The organism is Pseudomonas sp. NFACC14, assembly GCF_900106885.1.
In the GTDB taxonomy this organism is placed as follows: Bacteria; Pseudomonadota; Gammaproteobacteria; order Pseudomonadales; family Pseudomonadaceae; genus Aquipseudomonas; species Aquipseudomonas fluorescens_AA.
Window position 1 is genome coordinate 78,475 of sequence record NZ_FNOA01000008.1, and the last position, 18,758, is coordinate 97,232.

The following is an 18,758-nucleotide window of genomic DNA, read 5'->3' on the forward strand; positions in this document are numbered from 1 at the left end:
CTAACAAATGAACAAGGAAATATGACGCATGCTCCTCGATCACCTGAGTGAAATTACTGACAACCAGCACTACCTTGTAAAAACCAGCATTCATTACGACGAGTACCTACACGCGCTGAATAAAATCCTCAACTCGCTTCAAGCTAAGATAGGCGAGAAACCAGTCAAGCGTCTCATCCGAGATAAATTGCAAGTTCGCGCCGGGGTTTTTAACGAAAGTCAATATATACAGGCTGCTTGCGAGCTAACAGCCATGAGTGATTTTATCGACTACCCCAATGCGGCATTCGTCTACGAAGATAAAGTCACGTCGCCTAAAGATGTTGACTTCAGCGTAACTGTAAAAGGGGAAAAATATAATCTCGAAGTAAAATGTGCCTCTTACAAAGATGAAGTACGCCCCCCTGACGAAGTGACGCTTACCTTTTCAAACAGAATGCCCCACAACGCACTCCGCGAGCAGGCGCTTAGAGAAGCGCGTGAGCGCTTGATGCCTCAAGGCAAGACAGTGAAAGAAGGGAAAAATCTAGATAACGTAATGAAGGATTTTCTGGAATCCACCCAAGCAAAAGTCAAGCAATGCAGAGTCGAAGACACCAACATATTAATTGTGTGCTGTCACAAAGAGATTGACATGCAACTGTGGCGTGGCTACCTGTTTGGTGAGGGTGGTTTTTTTACCGAAGACAGTCCAATTGAGCATGAGCGATTCGATCTTGTGGATTTTGTCTTGCTCACCAATATCTACAACCGGCATTTCAACTACTTCAATGACCTCAGGGTATCCAATCACTGGCGCCTTTCGTCCTCTTTCAATCTGTTGTACCCCAATAGGTTTTCAAAGAAAAGCAAGTCCATAACCATAGAAAGTGGACGAAAAAAACTAAATGAGCTAAATAAAATATTTCCCAACCACAATGTAAAATTTGAAGAATTCCTAAAAAACCGGGACGATGTTCCTTCCGGAGAAAAGGAAGCAATGAAGCATATTCTTGGCGTTGCTTGGTACGCCGACAAATTCAAGACCAACGGTGTTTTCTATTTTCAACAGAGCTGAATCACGAGATCTTGCGTGATCAAAAGTGTTATCCATTACAAGCAAAACCACTTGAGCACCTCTAAATGGCCTCGACCCCTGACGTTTTCATTATTGAAACACTTAATCCTGACGATGAGGGCAATGGCCGCTTTGAAGGGGGTGTTATTTCTTCAGTCTTAAGGCTACACGAAAAAAAACCCATCTACCGTTATGTCAGGACACGACATCAGTTCATCGAAGCCGTTACAGAATTCGGGAAGTCGGGATATCGGTACCTGCACATCTCTGCTCATGGGAACGAAGATGGATTGTTCACGACCAATCAGAATGAGATCGGCTATACGGATCTTGCAAAAATACTAGAACCTCACCTGAAAAAACGTCGCCTGTTCCTATCCGCTTGCTCCATGATCCATGACAAGTTTTTATCTGCACTTTTCTCTACTACAAAGTGCATCTCAGTCGTGGGCCCTCGTGAGGACATCTATTTTTCGGACGCAGCTGTCACTTGGCCTGCCATTTACCACCTTATGTTTTCAGAAAATACTGATCGCATGACTCGATCTCATCTCAAAGCACAGCTCACCCACGTCCGCGCTCTTTTTAAAATCGACCTGGCTTACTACTCCAAATCAAAAAAGAAATGCGGCTATACCCACAATCTCTAGTCTGATTAGCCCCCTTCTGCCCCAACCCCGCGCACACCCGCGCCAACAAGGGGCGATTTACGGTCAAACCTTTTGGCCATTTCGATCCCCTTTTGGCCTCTCCTGCCGTTCTCTGAAACGCCCCACGCCGCAAGACTGTGTTCAAACCGACCAGCCTTGCGGAGAACAAAAAAATGCTGACGATCTACTCAGACGATCACCACCTGCACCACGGGCGTTGCGAGTTAATGGATGGGCAATTGATGCCTTGCTTCGAGATGCCGTCCCGGGCCGATCATGTGTTGGAGCGGGTCAAGGCGCGGGGGCTGGGGCCGGTGGAGGCGCCGCAGGATTTTGGCCTGGGGCCGATCCAGCGCATCCACAGTGCGGCGTACCTGGAGTTTTTCAAAGGCGCCTGGGACCGCTGGGCCAAGTACAACCGCGACGGTGATTTGTTGCCCTTCACCTGGCCGGCGCGAACCCTGCGCTCGGTCATCCCCACGAGCCTGCACGGCCAGTTGGGTTATTACAGTTTCGACGGCGGCGCGCCGATTACCGCCGGTACTTGGCAGGCGGCCTACAGCGCCGCGCAAGTGGCCCTCACCGCTCAGGCGGACATCCAGCGCGGCGCGCGCAGTGCCTTTGCGTTGTGCCGCCCACCGGGGCACCACGCCGCCGGCGATTTGATGGGCGGTTATTGCTACCTCAACAACGCGGCCATCGCGGCCCAGGCCTTTCTCGACCAGGGCCATCGGAAGGTCGCGATCCTGGATGTGGATTACCACCACGGCAACGGCACCCAATCGATTTTCTATGAGCGCAGCGACGTGTTGTTCGCCTCGATCCACGGTCACCCCGAGGCGGAGTTTCCGTTCTTTTTGGGGTATGCCGACGAGCAGGGCGAGGGCGACGGCGAGGGCTTCAATTTCAACTACCCTTTGCCGGCCGGCTCCGGCTGGGATACCTGGAGCGCGGCGCTGGAGCAGGCCTGCGGGCAAATCCGGGGTTACGACGCCGATGTCATCGTCGTGTCCCTGGGTGTCGACACGTTCAAGGACGACCCCATCTCGCAATTCAAGCTCGACAGCCCGGATTACCTGGCGATGGGCAAGCGCATCGCGGCGCTCGGCAAGCCGACGCTGTTCGTGATGGAAGGCGGCTACGCGGTGGCAGAAATCGGCATCAATGCCGTGAACGTTCTTGAAGGTTTCCAAAGCGCCCCATGAGGAATCACAGCATGAATAGACTCAAGCGTTTTATGGCCCCAGCCGTGTGCGCCGCGCTGCTTTGCGGCGCTGTCCAGGCCGAGGAGCGCACCTTGCGCGTCTACAACTGGTTCGACTACATCACGCCCAAGGCCTTGGACGATTTCAAGGCGCAGAACAGCCAGGTCAAGCTGGTCTACGACATCTTCGACACCAACGAGGCCCTGGAGGCCAAGTTGCTGACGGGTAACTCCGGCTATGACGTGGTGGTGCCGTCCAACGTGTTCCTCGCCAAGCAGATCGAAGCCGGGGTATTCCAGCCCTTGGACCGCAGCAAGCTGCCGAACTGGAACCACCTCGATCCCAAGCTGATGAAGCTGATCGAAGCCAACGACCCGGGCAACAAGTTCGCCGTGCCCTACATGTACGGCACCATCCTGATCGGCTTCAACCCGGACAAGGTCAAGGCCGCCCTGGGCGACAACGCGCCGGTGGACAGTTGGGACCTGATCTTCAAGGAAGAGAACATCAGCAAGCTCAAGCAGTGCGGCGTGGCGCTGCTGGATTCGCCGTCGGAGATCCTGCCCCTGGCCTTGCAGCACCTGGGCCTGGACCCCAACAGCAAGAAGCCGGCGGACTACGCCAAGGCCGAAGCGCTGATGATGAAGATTCGCCCCCACATCACCTATTTCCACTCGTCCAAGTACATGGCCGACATCGCCAACGGCGACATTTGCGTGGCGGTGGGTTACTCCGGCAGCTTTTCCCAGGCGGCCAACCGCGCCAAGGAGGCCAAGAACGGCGTGACGGTGGACATGCGCCTGCCCAAGGAAGGCGCGCCGATCTGGTTCGACATGCTCGCCATTCCCAAAGGCGCCGCCAACCCAGGGGACGCCTACGCCTTCATCAACTATTTGCTGCAACCGCAGGTGATCGCGCCGGTCAGTGATTTTGTCGGCTATCCGAACCCGAACAAGGACGCGACCGACATGGTCGACCCGGCGATCCGCAACAACCCTAACCTGTACCCGACCGAAGCGGCCATGACCACGCTCTACACCTTGCAACCGTTGCCACGGGATGCCGAACGGGCGCGGACGCGGGCCTGGACGCGGATCAAGTCCGGTCAGTGAGTTCATCAAGCTAAACAGAAAACCTGTGGGAGCGAGCTTGCTCGCGAAGACGCCGGCACATTCAACATCACCGGCGCCTGATACACCGCTTTCGCGAGCAAGCTCGCTCCCACAGGCGTTATCCACGTCCCATACATAGTTACCACCTTCCCCGTTTTGAGCCGCCCTAGCATGGAAAACCCCGAGCGTTTCGCTCCGGGAACGCCATGGATCACAAGACAGGGAGACTCAGATGACATCTACGTCTAACACCAGGCCCAAAGCCGACCCCAAGGAAGCGGTGTACAACCAGTTGCTCGCAGGGCCCACCTATCCAGAGGTCGCGGCCGTGCTCCTGAGCGATGGCCTCAAGAAGCTCTACCCCATGCTCAACCTCGATCCGCACAATACCTTGGTCGGCGAGCCGTCCTGGGACATTGTCGATGACGAAATCGTGCGGCGCCCGACCCGCTACGAAACCCTCAGCGAGATGCTGGCCGGGCTGGTGAATGAAAAAAGCGACCCGGTGCTGCTGATCGAAGGCTTGCACTTCCTCACCCAATTGCCGCTCACCGAGCCTGAAGTGCATTTGCCGGTGCGCATCGACCAGATCGGGCGCCTGCTCAACGAACTGGTACCGGCCATGCTGACGGCCTGTCAGGAGCAGCAACTGGTGTATTGGAATGCGCCGCAGAGCGAGTCCGGCCCACTCTGGCATGAACTCTCCAATACTTTGCGCAAGGCCTGGGATGTCGGGCGCATCAAGGGCTGGACGGCCACTGAATGCGCCATGGCCCGGCAATTGTTTCATTCCCCCGACCGCAAGGACCGTAAGGACCACGACCCTTATGACAGCCACGCGTACCTGATCGACATCGATAACGTCGATGGCCCTGAGGTCAGACGCCTGGGTGACACCTCGCTCGTGGTGCTGATCGGTACGGTCGATAAAAAGGAAGTCATCCTGGCCTACTCGCTCAACAACGGCTACGAGAAGTTCGATTCGCGGCAAGCCTTTGGGGAGTCCTTGCCGTCCCACTTCGTTCCGGGCAGCTACCGGAAACTCCAATGGCGGCTGTACGAGCCCGACGGCAATATTTTCGATCACAAGGCCTGCGGGATCATCGCCGAGCAAGTCAGGATACTCGGGACCTTTCCGCAAACATGGGCGATCTACGAAAACACATCGCCCGCGGCCAACGAAGAAACGGACGACGATGCGCTCGTGGCCTTGTTCCAGAAACAAATGCCCGATTGGTTGTTGGGGGCCTCGCCGACCGACCAGATCCTGTTCGCCCAGCACATGAAGCGCCTGTCGATATTGAATCAGGTCCATGCCGGCAAAACCTACCTGGATGAGATTCCTCCCCTCAAGGAATATGCGCTCGGCCTGCTGAGGAAGCGGATGGTCTCGAAGCATGCCGACGCCTCGAAGCTCGACCTGGAGGCCATCGAGATCGAGGTGCGCAGCCCCGTGGTCTGGGGCACCTTCGTGGTGCCCGGCAAGATCGAGACCACCCGGTTCAGCCTTGTCGAGCTCGCCTTGCAAAACCTCATCGCACTCCCCCTTGGCGACAAGATCGTCAAGTTCGTGGACGACACCGAGTTGCCCGACTGGATGACCGTCGAGTACGTCGAGAGCCTCATCACCCAGGTCGACATCGGCCGTGTCTACCCCGAACTGATCAAGCAAAAGCTGCTCGACGATCCGGCAGAGTCGAGGCGCCGCGAAAAGCTCTACACCTCCCAATTACGCATCCAGCTCCCGATGCTCGCGCTGGAATGCAAGATCCGTGGCCTGGGTCACCTGGACGATCGGGGCTACCGCTACGTCGCCGCACTGATGCAGCCCGAAGAAGCCAACCGCAAGGTGGACGGAAAAACCATCGTCCTGCGCAGGCTGGCCTTCGTGCCCGAGCTGCAACTGGGCGACGCGGAGGATGTCGTGACCAATATGTTCATCATCGGCCCCGAGGACTCGAGCGCCGGGCCCTGCTTGCTATACCGCCCCATGATGGAGCCGCAGTTGAGCCAGTACCCGTCGTTCAGCAACCTGTTGTACGCGATCAGGCAAACCCCTTCTTTGCGTCAATCGGTGCTGGCGTGGTTGCCCGATGGGGTGCGCGACGATTACGGCCGGTTCGTCTTTCCCGACTTGCTGCCCTCCCCTTGGAGCATCGTGGCGTTCGTGGCCGCCCCGTTGACGTCATTGGCCAATAGCGGCCCCGTCAGGTTGACCGACAAGACCCTCGGGGCGGATTTCCTGCCGCTGTTGTTCAAGGCCAACGCCGATGCCCTGGTGGAGCTGGCCGATCGGCAAGCGGTGTCCAACCGTGAAAATCGCTGGGAGACCTTCAAGCGGACAGGCTGGCTGATTTTCAACCTGGTCTTGCCTTACCTGGGGACCACCGTCGGCACTGCGGCCTGGCTCTGGCAGATCATGGACGACATCGACAAGCTGACGCAGCGCAACGACGAAGCCAATCGCCCGGCCAAGTGGGAGGCGTTCGCCGATCTGCTGCTGAACATCGCACTGGCGATCATCACCCACGCCATCGACCGCGCCAGGGCCGCCAGGAATTCGGATCGGGCACAGCCATCGAAGGAGGTGCGCGAACTCGAGAGCCTGCCAAAACCCGAACATCAACTGGTGATAGAACAGCTCGAACCGTTGTCGAGCTCGGCGCTGCCGACCGAACACTACGAGACCATCCGTTCCAGTGGCGCCTTGATGGGACGCTCGAGGGAAAGCACTCGGCTCCTGGGCGCCTTGAGCATCGACGAGCCCGCAGAGCCCGGGCAGCTCCAGGCCGAAGGCGCACTGAAAGGGCTCTACGAACGAAGCGGGAACTGGTACGCAAAAATGGCGGGGAGCTGGTTCAAAGTGAAAGTCCAAGGCGAATCGGTCTCTATCGTCGACGGGAAAGATCCCACCCGCGAGGGGCCGCCCTTGATCAATGATACCCACGGCACATGGCATATCGATACGCGCCTGCGATTACGCGGCAGCGGCTCCAAAGGCGTCCGGCAAAAAGTCATCGCCGACGCGCAGCGACGCCGGACCGAGCTGCTGGCCTCCTTGAACCGGTTCGAAGAAAAGAAGCCGCAGAACCAGAAACTGCTGACCATGCAAGCCAAGGAAATGAACGAGGCTGCGGGGCCGGCCAAGGAAATAAAGCGCGACGAATATGTCGACCTGCTGAAAACACAGCGGGAAAACTACGAGAAAGCGTTGCGGACACTGATGGAATGGCCGCTCTTCCAGTCAAGGCCCGACTACGCTCGCACCCGGCTCGGCTACCTGAACGCGCAGATCGATTTCACCTTCGCCGAAATGGAGGCGCTCCAGGAACGATTCATACCGGCCTTGACCAAGGCCAAGGGCATGATCACCTCCGGGGTCGAGGTGCTGGAGCAACAGCACATCGACGCCGCCGAGAGCATGATCAGCGTCGGCGACGACATGATCGAACGCCTGGACTACATGGAAACGCGCTTCACCGAGCTGAAGACTGTGGGCTACGAAGGCTTCGAATTTGTCCATCGACACCGCAAGAAGATGCCGCTCTACACGGGCGCCGACCTTCGTATGATCAAGCTGGATATGTATCGCCATCTCTGTCTGTCGCTGGAAAGCGTCGAGTCGATGCCCGAAGGCTGGGAGGCGCTCAACCAGGTCGTCGATAACGCCACGGTGGCGTTCCAGAGCCTGCGTGACGCGATCGATGAGCGAAGCGTGATCCGGCTGGACGAGCGAATCGACGCATTCGGCAGCCTGGCCGAACAGTTCGCCGCCATCGGCGAGCACCTCCAATACCTGGGTAACGAATACAAGGGCAGCGTGCAGCCGCTACAACTGGCGCGACTGCGCTCGGGGATCGCCACGCTGGAGCAATGGACGCTGCGTCACCTGGGGGCCGCCTTGGATGAAAGAAAGAATCAGCGAAGCTCGGGGGCGCCTTACGAACAACGGCCCAGGCCTCGGAAAAAATTCATCCGCGCGCGCTTCTGGGGCCTGGTCAGTGGCGAGCCGCGCTTGTCCAAGCTCATGGAGGAAACGGACTGGGTCGATGTGAAAAAACCTTTCTCGGGGGAGATCATCGTCACGTTCCACCGCAAGGAAACCGGCGAATGGATTCCCCACCTGAAGCCCGATGCGGCACCGGCCGCTGTGCCGGCGTTGAACATCAGCGTCGCCAAGGGCAATGACCTGATCAACGGCCTGGCGGCGTTCAAGGCGCAGATCGCAGAAACCGCAAAGACCCCCACCCAAACGCCCACCGGGCTCGGGATGATCCTCAACGCCCACGCCGGCAGGATGGAGAAAATCAGCGCGGCAATCAAAAAAGCGCTCGACCAGGCGCAAGGCGTGGCCTCCAACGAAACGTTCGAACTGCCGGCAGAGCAACGACGCGCGGCGGAAACCTTGCGCGCGCAACTCGAAAGGGAATCGAGCGCCCTTTACATCCTGGGCTTCGACACGGTCTTGAATCTCATCAAGCAACGCCCGCCGACCATGAGCAGCATCCTGTGGCTCAAGAGCCGCAACCAGATTTCCATCACCAAACAAAAGAGCCGTCAACGCATCAAGACCCCACCCCACGGCTATCTCGACCGATACGAGATCAAGGATGTGAAGACCAATAAAACCCTCTGGTTCGCGGATTTCCGTTACTCGAAAAGCTGGGTCCCCGCCTACGCATTTCTTTCTGCACGCTTGAAAACCATCGAGCAAGCCAGCCAGGAAGCCGTCGATGTCGAAGACACCCAGTCCCTCACCCAGCGTCAACTGGTCGACCATTACCGCAGCGAAATTGCCGTGGACCAGGCCAAGGAAGTGTTCTTTCATAAAGCCCGTTCATGAGCCCAATGCAATTCATTTAGGAATGATCGAGCTGTGGCGAGGGAGCTTGCTCCCGCTCGGCTGCGAAGCAGTCGTAAACCGGCGGGTGCGGTGTGCCTGATACTCCGCATTGGCAGGTTTTGGGACCGCTTCGCGGCCCAGCGGGAGCAAGCTCCCTCGCCACGGGTTTGTCGATTGCCTTAAGTGAACCGTATTACGGTCATGAACCGGGGCGTCAGGGCCTCCAGGCTTGGGCCAGGCTCGCCAACGCGGTCGCGATCGCTGCGGGCGGAACCGCGGCGAATCCCAGCACCAACCCGCCGTGGATAGCCGTAGTGGTGCTGGGCAACCAGTAGCTGCTCAGGCCATTGACTTCAACCCCCGCCGCCGTCGCCTGGGCAATCAGTTCGCGTTCCCGGGCGAGGCTGTCCACCGGCACCGTGACATGCAGCCCGGCCACGACGGTCGGCAAGGTGCCAACCCCTGGAATGTCTTTGGGCCAACCCGCCAGCAGCGCGTCCCGTCGGACCAGCGCGGCCCGCCGCATGCGCCGGATGTGGCGCTGGAAATGCCCGGCGGCCATGAACTCGGCCATTACCGCCTGGGTGCTGACTTCGGAATGGCGCACGTCCACGGCGCGACGCCGGGCGAAGGCGTTGACCAGGCCCGGCGGCAGCACCAAGTAGCCCAGGCGCAGGGCCGGGAACGCCACTTTGCCGAACGTACCGACGTAGAGCACCCTCCCCTGGCGATCCAATGCCGCCAAGGGCGCCAGGGGCGCGCCGCTGTAGCGGTACTCGCCATCGTAGTCATCCTCGACGATCCAGCCGTCGTTGCGCTCGGCCCAGGCCAGTAGTTCCAGGCGCCGTGGCAGGCTCATGACCACCCCGGTCGGGTATTGATGGGACGGGGTGACGTAGGCCAGCCGGCAATGGCTCAGCCCACCGAGCGCCGTGCAGTCCAGGCCCTCATCATCGACCGGCACGCCTCTGACGTCGGCACCGGCGACGGCGAACGCATGCCCGGCCGCGCGATAACCGGGATTTTCCACCGCCACGACGTCGCCCGGGTCCACCAGCAGCTGTGCACAAAGGCTGATGCCCTGTTGTGCACCACTGGTGATCACAATTTGTTCAGCCGTGCAGTTCAGCCCCCGGGAGCTGCGCAAGTAAGCGGCGATCAGCCCGCGCAAGCGCGCATCCCCTTGGGGGTCGCCATAACACAGCTGTTGCAGATCCGGCTTGCGCCAGAAAGCCGCGTTCAGCTTGGCCCAGACGTCGAAAGGGAACAGATCGAAAGCCGGCACACCGACCCTGAACGCTCGCGGCGGGCCACTGGGCGGCAGGGGTAAATGGTGGTTTTCGACCCGATTCAACCCATCGCTGTGGATAACTTTACTGGATGAAACCACAGGCAAATCCAGCCAATCTGTGGATAAGGTTGTGGGTAAGCCTGTTGAAAACCCTGTGGATACTTTTGTGGATATGTTTTTCAGCGGCAAGGTCGTCGAGGACAGTTTCGCCACATAAGTACCGTCCCCTACCCGCCCTTCGATGAAGCCCTCGGCGTAGAGCTGATCGTAGGCCCGCACCACGCTGTTGCGCGAGATCGACAAGGCCGCCGCCAGGTCACGGCTGGCCGGCAGGCGCGTGCCGCTGGCCAGGCGTCCGTCCAGCACCCGGGCGCGCAACGCCTGGTAAAGCTGGCGGCTGAGCCCCTGGCGGCGATCCAGCTCGATGCCAGCGGGGTTGAACGACAGTGGCGGCACGACGTTGTGCATGGCAGCCCTCGCGAATGGACCTATCGAATTGGCTAGAAGTGGCTCTTACAACAGACCAATAGCCTGCCTAGGATGCTCCCATTCGCCAAGGAAAATCATCATGTACAACCCCAAAGCCTTTGCCGTCGAAGACTTGCCCCAATTGCACCAGATGATGGGCGATTGCCGCCTGGCCGTGCTCGTCACCCACGGTGAACACGGTGTGCAGGCCAGCCATCTGCCGCTGTTGCTGGACACGCAACAGGGGCCGAACGGCACCCTTTACGGGCATATGGCCCGGGCCAATCCACAATGGCGCGACTTGCAAGCCGGTGCCGAGGCCCTGGTGATATTCGCCGGTGCCGAGGCCTACGTCAGCCCGGGTTTCTACCCGAGCAAGGCCGAACACGGCAAAGTCGTGCCGACCTGGAACTACGTGGCCGTACACGCCTACGGCAGCGCTGAGGTGTTCAGCGACGCGCAGCGCCTGCGCAACCTGGTCGGCGCCCTCACCGACCGCCACGAAACCGCTCGCGAGCAGCCGTGGAAAATCGACGATGCACCGCCGGAGTACATCGACAGCATGCTCAAGGCCATCGTCGGCTTCGCCCTGCCCGTCCAGCGCCTGGAAGGCAAGCGCAAGCTCAGCCAGAACCGCAGCCCCGCGGATGTCGCCGGGGTACGCAGCGGTCTTGCCGCCAGCCCCGACCCGCTGGACCGGGCCCTCGCCCACCTGATGCCTGAACCATCGTCCAAGGAGTGAACATGAGCCAACTCGACATCCGCCGCGTCAGCGCCGACGATCACGCCGCCTGGCTGCCGTTGTGGCAAGCCTACCTGCGCTTCTACAACACCGAACTGCCAGAGGCGGTCAGCCAAAGCACCTGGCAGCGTTTGCTCGATGAGCGTGAACCGACCCATGCTGCCCTGGCCTGGAAGGGCGACACGGCGGTGGGCCTGGTGCACTTTATCTATCACCGTTCGAACTGGAGCATCGAGAACTCCTGCTACCTGCAAGATTTGCTGGTGACAGAACAGAGCCGTGGCACCGGTGTGGGTCGCCAGCTCATCGAGTTCGTCTACGCCACCGCCAAGGCCGATGGCTGCTGCAAGGTGCACTGGTTGACCCACGAAACCAACGCTACGGCGATCCAGCTGTACGAGCGCATCGCCGAGCACCCAGGCTTCATTCAATTTCGCAAAGCCCTTTAAGGAGCACCCCATGTCGTCTTCACTCGCTGATTGGAAAGGTGTCCCGGCGCCGTCTGCGCAGTTGCTCGAAGGGCGTTTTATCCGCCTGGAAAAACTCGATCCGGCGCGGCATGCCGACGGCTTGTGGCAAGCCCTCGAAGGCCCCGGGGCCGACCCGAAACTCTGGGATTACTTGCCCTATGGCCCGTTCAAGGATCGCGGCGCGTTCGATGCCTGGCTGAACAACCACGCCGCCAACACCGACCCGTATTTCTTCAGCGTGATCGACCGCGCCAGCGGCGAGGTGCAGGGCATTCTCAGCCTCATGTCCATCGTCCCGGCCCAGGGTCGCATCGAGATCGGCCACGTGACCTTCGGCGCACCGATGCAGCGCTCGCCGAAAAGCACCGAGGCGGTCTACCTGTTGGCGAAGGAGTCTTTCGCCCTGGGTTACCGCCGGCTGGAGTGGAAGTGCAACAACGGCAACGCTCGCTCCAAATACGCCGCCGAACGGCTGGGGTTCACGTTCGAAGGCGTGTTCCGCCAGCACATGGTGGTCAAGGGCCAGAACCGCGACACCGCGTGGTATTCGATGCTGGATTCGGAATGGCCCGCTATCGGCGCCGGGTTCGAGCGCTGGTTGAGCGACGAGAACCAAAGCGAGGGCGGCCAGGTACGTAGCCTGACAGAGTGTCGCTCAGCCTGATGAATGATCGCCACCGCGCATCCGTTCGCGGTGGCGATCATTCAAAACGGCCTATCAGGACTCAGGCGGCTTCCTCGTGGCCAGGAACGGCTTGAGCACCTCGGGCGTCACCCCTCTTCGGGCATACGGCCAGGCCCACTGCGGTATGGCCCCATGGGCATTCACATAACTGGCGAAATTCAGCCGGCTGTGCCCCGCGTCCGCCCCTGAAAAATTGAAATTGTAGAGGAAGTACTGGGCTTGCCTGTCGCTCATGCTGTAGGCATCCAGAATCAGCCGATGCGCCTGCGCCTCGTCCTGGGTCAGGCTGTCGATCAAGGCGCTCGCGAACGTTGACTCGCTGTCGAGCGCACCGGGTCGGCCCAGCACGAACCGGATGTTGTCGTTGCTGAAGTGCGGCCCCATCAGATCCTGCCAAATGCTCCGGGCGCTTGCGCGCGTGATCCCGCGCATGGCGAGAATGGACCACCACAGGTCCGGCCTGTCGAACAGGACAGCGATCCGGCTATTGGAAAACGGCTGGCCCGGCGTACTGAACAACCTGGCGACAGCAGACAAGTCGCTGTCCCTGACGTATCGGGCCTCCAGCATATAGCCGGAGAACTCCAGCAGGGCCTTGCGATGCGTGAACAGGTTTTGCAGATTCCAATCGTCGAACGGCTGCATCCAACGGATATCGACGCTGCCGTACAGCTCCAATTCGTCATAACGGCCCGTGAGATATTGGGCAATGAGTTCAAGCCGCGCCTCGGATAAGCCTGGGGTGCGTATCCATTGCGAAAGCAGGTTCAAGGGGAACAGCCCGCCCAGATTGGAAGCGATCAAGGGGGACTTGAGCAGGATGGTCGCCCGCCTCGACAAGATAGGGAATCGTTGGAGGGCGACGGTCAGCAGGTCGACCAGGTCCTCGGCCCGATCGTATTGGATGAATTGCGCCAACAGATCTTCATCGTCGAACATGCTGCGGCCGGTTTCCTCCTTGAACCTTGTCCCGACCTTCTTCAAGTCGCTGCTGTCCACCAGATAGGCACCGTTGAGCGTGTTTTCGAGCTGTTCTTCGCTGAGATGACCATGCACGGCCTGGTCGTAGCGGACGTACGCCATGCTGTTCTTGGGGTGGTGATCGGTCAGGTCCCGGGCCTTGACCCCGTATTCGAGCATGATATGGAGCACGTCCTGGGAGAACATGAGGAATTCATTGTTGAGCAGTTCTGCCACTTCCGTAGGCTCGACAGGCGCCAGCAGCGTGTCCTCGAAAAAGCTCCGCAAGGACTGATCGTTCTGGGTGTAGTAGGGAATGCTGCTCAGCACCGGTCGCCCTGGAGCCCGGGGGGACAGGAAACTGCCGATGTGGCGCAGCATTTCCGGCGGCAAGGCGGCGTCCGATGCATGGTTCAGCAGCCTGCGCGCCATGTCGTCTGCATGCAGGTGCAAGAGCCTCAGCAGCGGTTGAAACAGGTTATGCGGGTTGCGCGTCCCGTAGACAATCTGGCTCAGGTCGAATACCGCTCCCTCGCCCAACAGGTTCTCCAAGGAACGGGCATTATCGACGAGCGCCTGCTGCAACCCAGTGGGCTGCGTCACCAGGTAATTGTTGAGCTCCGGGTGCTGATCGATGTAGGCGGCCGCTTCATTGCGCAGTCCCTGCATCGAAAACGACGGCTGCGCCTGCCCCTCGTTCAAGCCCCGCGCGAGGGCATTGAAGAAGCAATCGCCGTCGGCCGCGAACGTGACGTCCGTATCGTCGGCCAGCCTCAATGTGTAATGGTTTTCCCCCGTGCGTATCAACACCACGTCGGTGCTTGACCTGAGCGGATGCGTGCCCGATGGGTAGCTGCTTTCGTACTGCCCTGGGGTGAAACGCACGGTCCAATCACGGTGCCCATGGCGTCGGTCGATGATCAGCAAGCTGCGATTTCGCGGCCAACTCGCAATGCGGGTGATGAACGAAGGCACCAGTTCCATGATCTGGACGTCCCATACCCCCGGCGTACGGATCAGGTCGGAAACGGCGCGAAGCGATGGCGCCGATTGCTTGGGATCTGAAGGACCCGGCTGGGGAGAGCCTTGCGACGGCCGCTTGCCTCCTCCGCCCAGGCCATACCCTACGGCGCGCCACTCGCCATCGGGCCCACGGGCCACCGTGCTTCTCATCACGCCACTGGAGCGGATACTCAACCCCGTGGCCGGGTTGACGATGGTGGCCTCGGTGGCCTTCAGCGACGTATGGTCGTGCACCCGGAACACCGTCCCATCGGGTTGCCGTACATACACCTGGCGCGTGACGCGGCCCGTGGCGACATCGGTGATGGCGGGGCGATAGAAGCCCCGGGCATCCGCTGACAGCCCACGGAGCAATGCGGTATCCGTCACGGCATAACGGCGATACAACGCGTCCTCCAAGGGCAATCCGAGCAGCGCTTCAGTCGAGTTCTGCCGAGCCGCTGCCGGCAGGAAAGTCCCCTGGCCTCGCACCTTGAATGGCACGCCGCCGAGGCCTGGCGACCGTCGGGTGTTCGCCACCGCGTGCACGAACATCAGCGTGTCCAGGTGCGTGGGCACGGCACCGGTCTTGAGCACCAGCAAACCCGTCTTGACCGCACGCGTCAGCATCTGGAAACCGGGGATAAGCAGCAGGCCTGCCAGGTCCATGACCAGCTCCACCACCATCATCGCCAGCCTCATGGCGGTTTGGTGGCTGATATCCCGGTTGCTGTTGGAGCGGTGATCGGCATGGGCGCTGTGGAAATTGACGTGGGCCCGGTGAAATTCTTCGAGGAAATGGCCATTGATCAGGAACCCACGGACCAGGGGGCGACCGCGATATTGCCCCAGCGCACGCTTGATCTCCTCCGGGTCGAGGGTGGACATGCGCGAACGGAAGTACGTGCGCCATTCTTCTTGTTGCAGCAACCCCGTGACGCCGTCGCTCAGGTCCGAAAACTCATGGAAGTCATCGCCATGAGGGCTGTCCGGGAAATAGACGCCCACAGTTCCCGTAATCTGCGGCCCCGGCTGGTCTGAAAGAATCAGCACGCCATCGATGCTGATCGCGTTGCCCGTCGTGCCATGCTGCAAACCGACGGTGCCGCCCAAGAGAAGTCCGTAGACGCGCACGCTGCGCCCGCCGACCGATGCGCGCTTGGCGGCGGTGGGCGATTGCAACAGCGCCTCCAGCCAGCCCGCGACCCGCTTTTGCGCCTTCGGTGGGCTGGCGTCGGGATTGATCACAGTCGCCTTGAACACATCGTCGCCCCGGAGCCCGGCCGCGTAACCTTTGAACTCGAGGTTGGCCAGGTACGCCGCCTGCCAGGCCGCCTTGTAGTGCGGCGTATTCATTTGTTCGCGAAGCAGGATTTCATAGCGGCCACCGGCATCGATGCTCGACGCCATCCGGGCCAGTTCGCTTCCGGTCACCGTGATCAGGAAACCGCTTGCCGGGTGCCGGACACGTTGACCATGCCGGTCGACCAAATCAACGGCCAGCACTTCTCTCATTGCGTTCGGGTACTGCGGTGCACGCAGATTATCGAGCATTAACTGCGTCAGGCTGCTGGTCCGGGACTGCCTCGGATTGGCCCGATCGCCGAAGAACAGCTTGACCATGGTCCGGTCCGGATCCGGCTCTATGCGCGGGTGGATGCTTTGCTGAAGGTATTGCCGGATCTTCTGGCGAGTGAACTGCACCAGCGTCGGGACACCGCTTCCCAGCGCATAGACGGCCTGGAATACCCGGTCTTCGAGCTGGCGATAGCGGGCCTGTTCGGCCCGCGTCGCGGCTTTGTAGAAAGCCGGGCGACGATTGTCCACCAAGGTTTCCTGGCGGGCCGCCAGTGGCCCGGTCAGGGACAACATAGGCAAGCCAAGGGCAGCTTCGGTTCGCTGGGCAAAGACATCCACCGGCACCGTTGCGTTGTCCGGTGCAGTCAACACCGCCTCCAGGGCGGCACTTTGCAGCTGCAGTAAGTCCGCTGCCGCCGCCTCGAACACATGCCCGGCCAGTTCAGAGGACATATCCCGGATCGAGCGTTCCTGGCCGTCATGGAGCGGACGGACGTTGTCGACCAGGTCCTGGAAAGAATGAAATCGCTGCAGCCCGCGTTCCAGGGAATACAGGAACAACGAGGGCCGATCGGTGAACTTGATCACCATCGCCGCGGGCCATTTCTGCGGCGAAACCGTGCCCTGGTCGAGCAGGACGGTATAGACATGGGGAATGGGCGCCCGTAGCAGCCGGTTCCTGTCAGCCTGGGAAGGATGGGTGGTGATGAGGTCCAGCAGGCGATCGTCATCGGCCTGCTGGATGCGCGCAGCTTGGGTGAGTGGAGCGGCAGGATCCCGATCCGCTTTATACAAGTTGAACAGGTGCAGGAATCGTTGGGAAAGCAATTGGGCGAGGACCGCTTCAGCCGTGGACGGTGCGGTCGCCTCGCTGGCGTCGCCCCGGTTCTTGCCCAGGCGAAAGCGCGCCAGTTCGTCACGGAACTGACGTATTACCCGTTCGTTCGCGGTGGGCCGGGGAAAGTGGAACACCGACTCCAAGGCCCGTAGCATCTGCGCGTCCGGTTGCCGGGCGAATACACTGTCGGCCTCCTCCAGCGAGTCCGGACGGGTGAAGAAGCCGACGCCACCGTTCGTGAAATCAGGCGCCGTGTCGCTGAGCAAACCGTTGCGCAGGACATCGGTGAAACGCTCCGAGGACGTCAGGGCGCGATCACCGGAATGGTCCGTGGTAAAGCGGTTCACGTAGCAGTTATCCGGATCGATATCCGCAAGCAGCGATGGGCGGAATCTGTCGGCGGGAATCTTCGCCTTGAGCAGGCTGACCAGCAGGTTCCCAAGCACCCCGTCGAACGTGGGAAGGCCTGCAAACAACCGGGTGAGTTGAATCTGGTTGTTGTCCAGCAACTCCAGTTGCCTGAGTTGCACCCTTGCCTGGGCACTGAGCGGTTCGCCCTGGGGGACGACGGCGTTGGCCGGGTCGCCTTTGGAGAAAGTAGCCATCTGAATGGTCCGGTTCTGATTGAAGAATCCGGACCCTATCGCGCCGTTCGACCCGAAACGGCATACATATGTATGGCTTGGCTACGTCATTCAACGAAAAACGTAATCGCGGATGTCGCTCAGCTAAGCCACAAACCCGTGGGAGCAAAGCTCGCTCGCGATTGCTGGGCATGAGCCAGTACAGGTGTCGACTGACTTATCCCTCTCGCGAGCAAGCTTTGCTCCCACAAGCTTTGCATCGTTTTGACGATTGATTCATTCATCTGCCGACATCGCCAGACAACTCAACCCAGTTGCTGTGCCAATACCGCAATATGCTCCGGCCCGATCCCGCAGCAGCCGCCCAAATGGCTGGCCCCGCGCTTGCGCCAGTCCGCCGCCCATTGCAGGTAACCCGGTGGATCGAGGTCTTCGCGCAGCGGGTCCAAACCGTCGTTGGCGGTCGCTTCTTTGGGTTGCGGCGGAAAGGCGTTGGCATAGGCGCCGATGTGGATCGCCACGCCCAGGCGCTCGAAGGTTTCGCGGGCAGCGTCAATCGCCGCGCCGATCACTTCCGGCTGGCTGCAGTTGAACAGCAGCACCTCGACGCCCAGTTCGGCCGCCACCGCCGCGGCCTCTGCCACCGGTTCGCCGGAGCGCAGGCGCGGCACTTCATCGGTGTCTTCGTCTTTCAGGGTGAACGACAGCCAGAACGGCTTGCCGTCCTTCGGCAAACCGGCGTGAATCGCCCGCGCTTCGACCGTGGAGCTTTGGGTCTCGGCCAGCCACAAGTCGATATGGGGGGCCAAGCCGTTTACCAGGGGCGCCAACAGTTCACTGGCGCGGGAAGCGTCGAACAGGTCCGGCCGATAGGAACCGAACAGCGGCGGCAACGACCCGGCCACGCGCACCGCTTTGCCTGAGGCCTGCACCGCCCGCTGCGCCAACTCGCCAGCCAATGCGGCCAGGGCCTGGCCTTCGGCGGCGAAACGCGCTTCGCCAATATGGAACGGCACCACCGCATAGCTGTTGCTGGTGATCACGTTGGCGCCGCTGGCAATGTAGGCCGCGTGCACGGCTTCTACCGCCTGGGGCGCTTCGCTCAAGGCCAGGGCCGACCACTCGGGCTGGCGGAACGGCGCGCCCCGGCGTTGCAGTTCGCGGCCCATGCCGCCATCGAGAATGACTGTCGTTGCTGCGCCCATATACGATTCACTCATAAGCTTATGAAAAATACTCACTACCGGAGTTGTTCTTATAACTATTTAATACG

General features: G+C 60.3%; 11 protein-coding genes. 8 read left to right on the forward strand and 3 right to left on the reverse strand.

Annotated elements, in window-relative coordinates:
- The first annotated feature begins 28 nt into the window (after positions 1–28).
- The 5 genes from BLU85_RS14265 (at position 29) to BLU85_RS14290 (ending at position 8,867) form a co-directional block, all read left to right on the forward strand.
- Positions 29–1,057: a hypothetical protein gene (locus BLU85_RS14265; protein ID WP_092200402.1), complete on the forward strand. Its 1,029-nt coding sequence runs from the start codon at positions 29–31 to the stop codon at positions 1,055–1,057.
- Between the two features lie 65 nt (positions 1,058–1,122).
- Entirely contained in the window at positions 1,123–1,707 is a 585-nt protein-coding gene (locus BLU85_RS14270; protein WP_092200399.1) for a hypothetical protein, read from the forward strand.
- Positions 1,708–1,880: 173 nt separating this feature from the next.
- Entirely contained in the window at positions 1,881–2,912 is a 1,032-nt protein-coding gene (locus BLU85_RS14275) for a histone deacetylase family protein (RefSeq protein WP_092200396.1), read from the forward strand.
- An 11-nt stretch (positions 2,913–2,923) separates the two neighbouring features.
- Complete coding sequence (locus tag BLU85_RS14280; RefSeq protein WP_072348088.1) at positions 2,924–4,024, forward strand: polyamine ABC transporter substrate-binding protein; 1,101 nt, start codon at positions 2,924–2,926, stop codon at positions 4,022–4,024.
- A 232-nt stretch (positions 4,025–4,256) separates the two neighbouring features.
- Positions 4,257–8,867, forward strand: coding sequence for a dermonecrotic toxin domain-containing protein (locus BLU85_RS14290; protein ID WP_092200390.1), 4,611 nt, complete (start codon positions 4,257–4,259; stop codon positions 8,865–8,867).
- A 214-nt stretch (positions 8,868–9,081) separates the two neighbouring features.
- On the opposite strand, the gene BLU85_RS14295 is transcribed toward BLU85_RS14290, so the two are convergent.
- Positions 9,082–10,626, reverse strand: coding sequence for a MocR-like pyridoxine biosynthesis transcription factor PdxR (locus BLU85_RS14295; protein ID WP_092200387.1), 1,545 nt, complete (start codon positions 10,624–10,626; stop codon positions 9,082–9,084).
- 100 nt (positions 10,627–10,726) lie between these two features.
- Here BLU85_RS14295 and BLU85_RS14300 point away from each other — a divergent pair, with 100 nt between their 5' ends.
- From BLU85_RS14300 to BLU85_RS14310, 3 genes are read left to right on the forward strand one after another with little or no spacing between them, the layout of a single operon-like run.
- Complete coding sequence (locus BLU85_RS14300; protein ID WP_092200384.1) at positions 10,727–11,368, forward strand: FMN-binding negative transcriptional regulator; 642 nt, start codon at positions 10,727–10,729, stop codon at positions 11,366–11,368.
- Between the two features lie 2 nt (positions 11,369–11,370).
- Positions 11,371–11,817 (forward strand): GNAT family N-acetyltransferase, encoded by a 447-nt coding sequence (locus BLU85_RS14305; protein WP_092200381.1) that lies wholly within the window; start codon positions 11,371–11,373, stop codon positions 11,815–11,817.
- Between the two features lie 10 nt (positions 11,818–11,827).
- Positions 11,828–12,502 (forward strand): GNAT family N-acetyltransferase, encoded by a 675-nt coding sequence (locus tag BLU85_RS14310; protein WP_092200378.1) that lies wholly within the window; start codon positions 11,828–11,830, stop codon positions 12,500–12,502.
- A gap of 54 nt (positions 12,503–12,556) precedes the next feature.
- Here BLU85_RS14310 and BLU85_RS31415 read toward each other — a convergent pair whose 3' ends face one another.
- Complete coding sequence (locus tag BLU85_RS31415) at positions 12,557–17,506, reverse strand: OTU domain-containing protein (protein ID WP_256572854.1); 4,950 nt, start codon at positions 17,504–17,506, stop codon at positions 12,557–12,559.
- Between the two features lie 284 nt (positions 17,507–17,790).
- Positions 17,791–18,690: a homocysteine S-methyltransferase family protein gene (locus tag BLU85_RS14320; RefSeq protein WP_092200375.1), complete on the reverse strand. Its 900-nt coding sequence runs from the start codon at positions 18,688–18,690 to the stop codon at positions 17,791–17,793.
- Positions 18,691–18,758 lie beyond the last annotated feature (68 nt).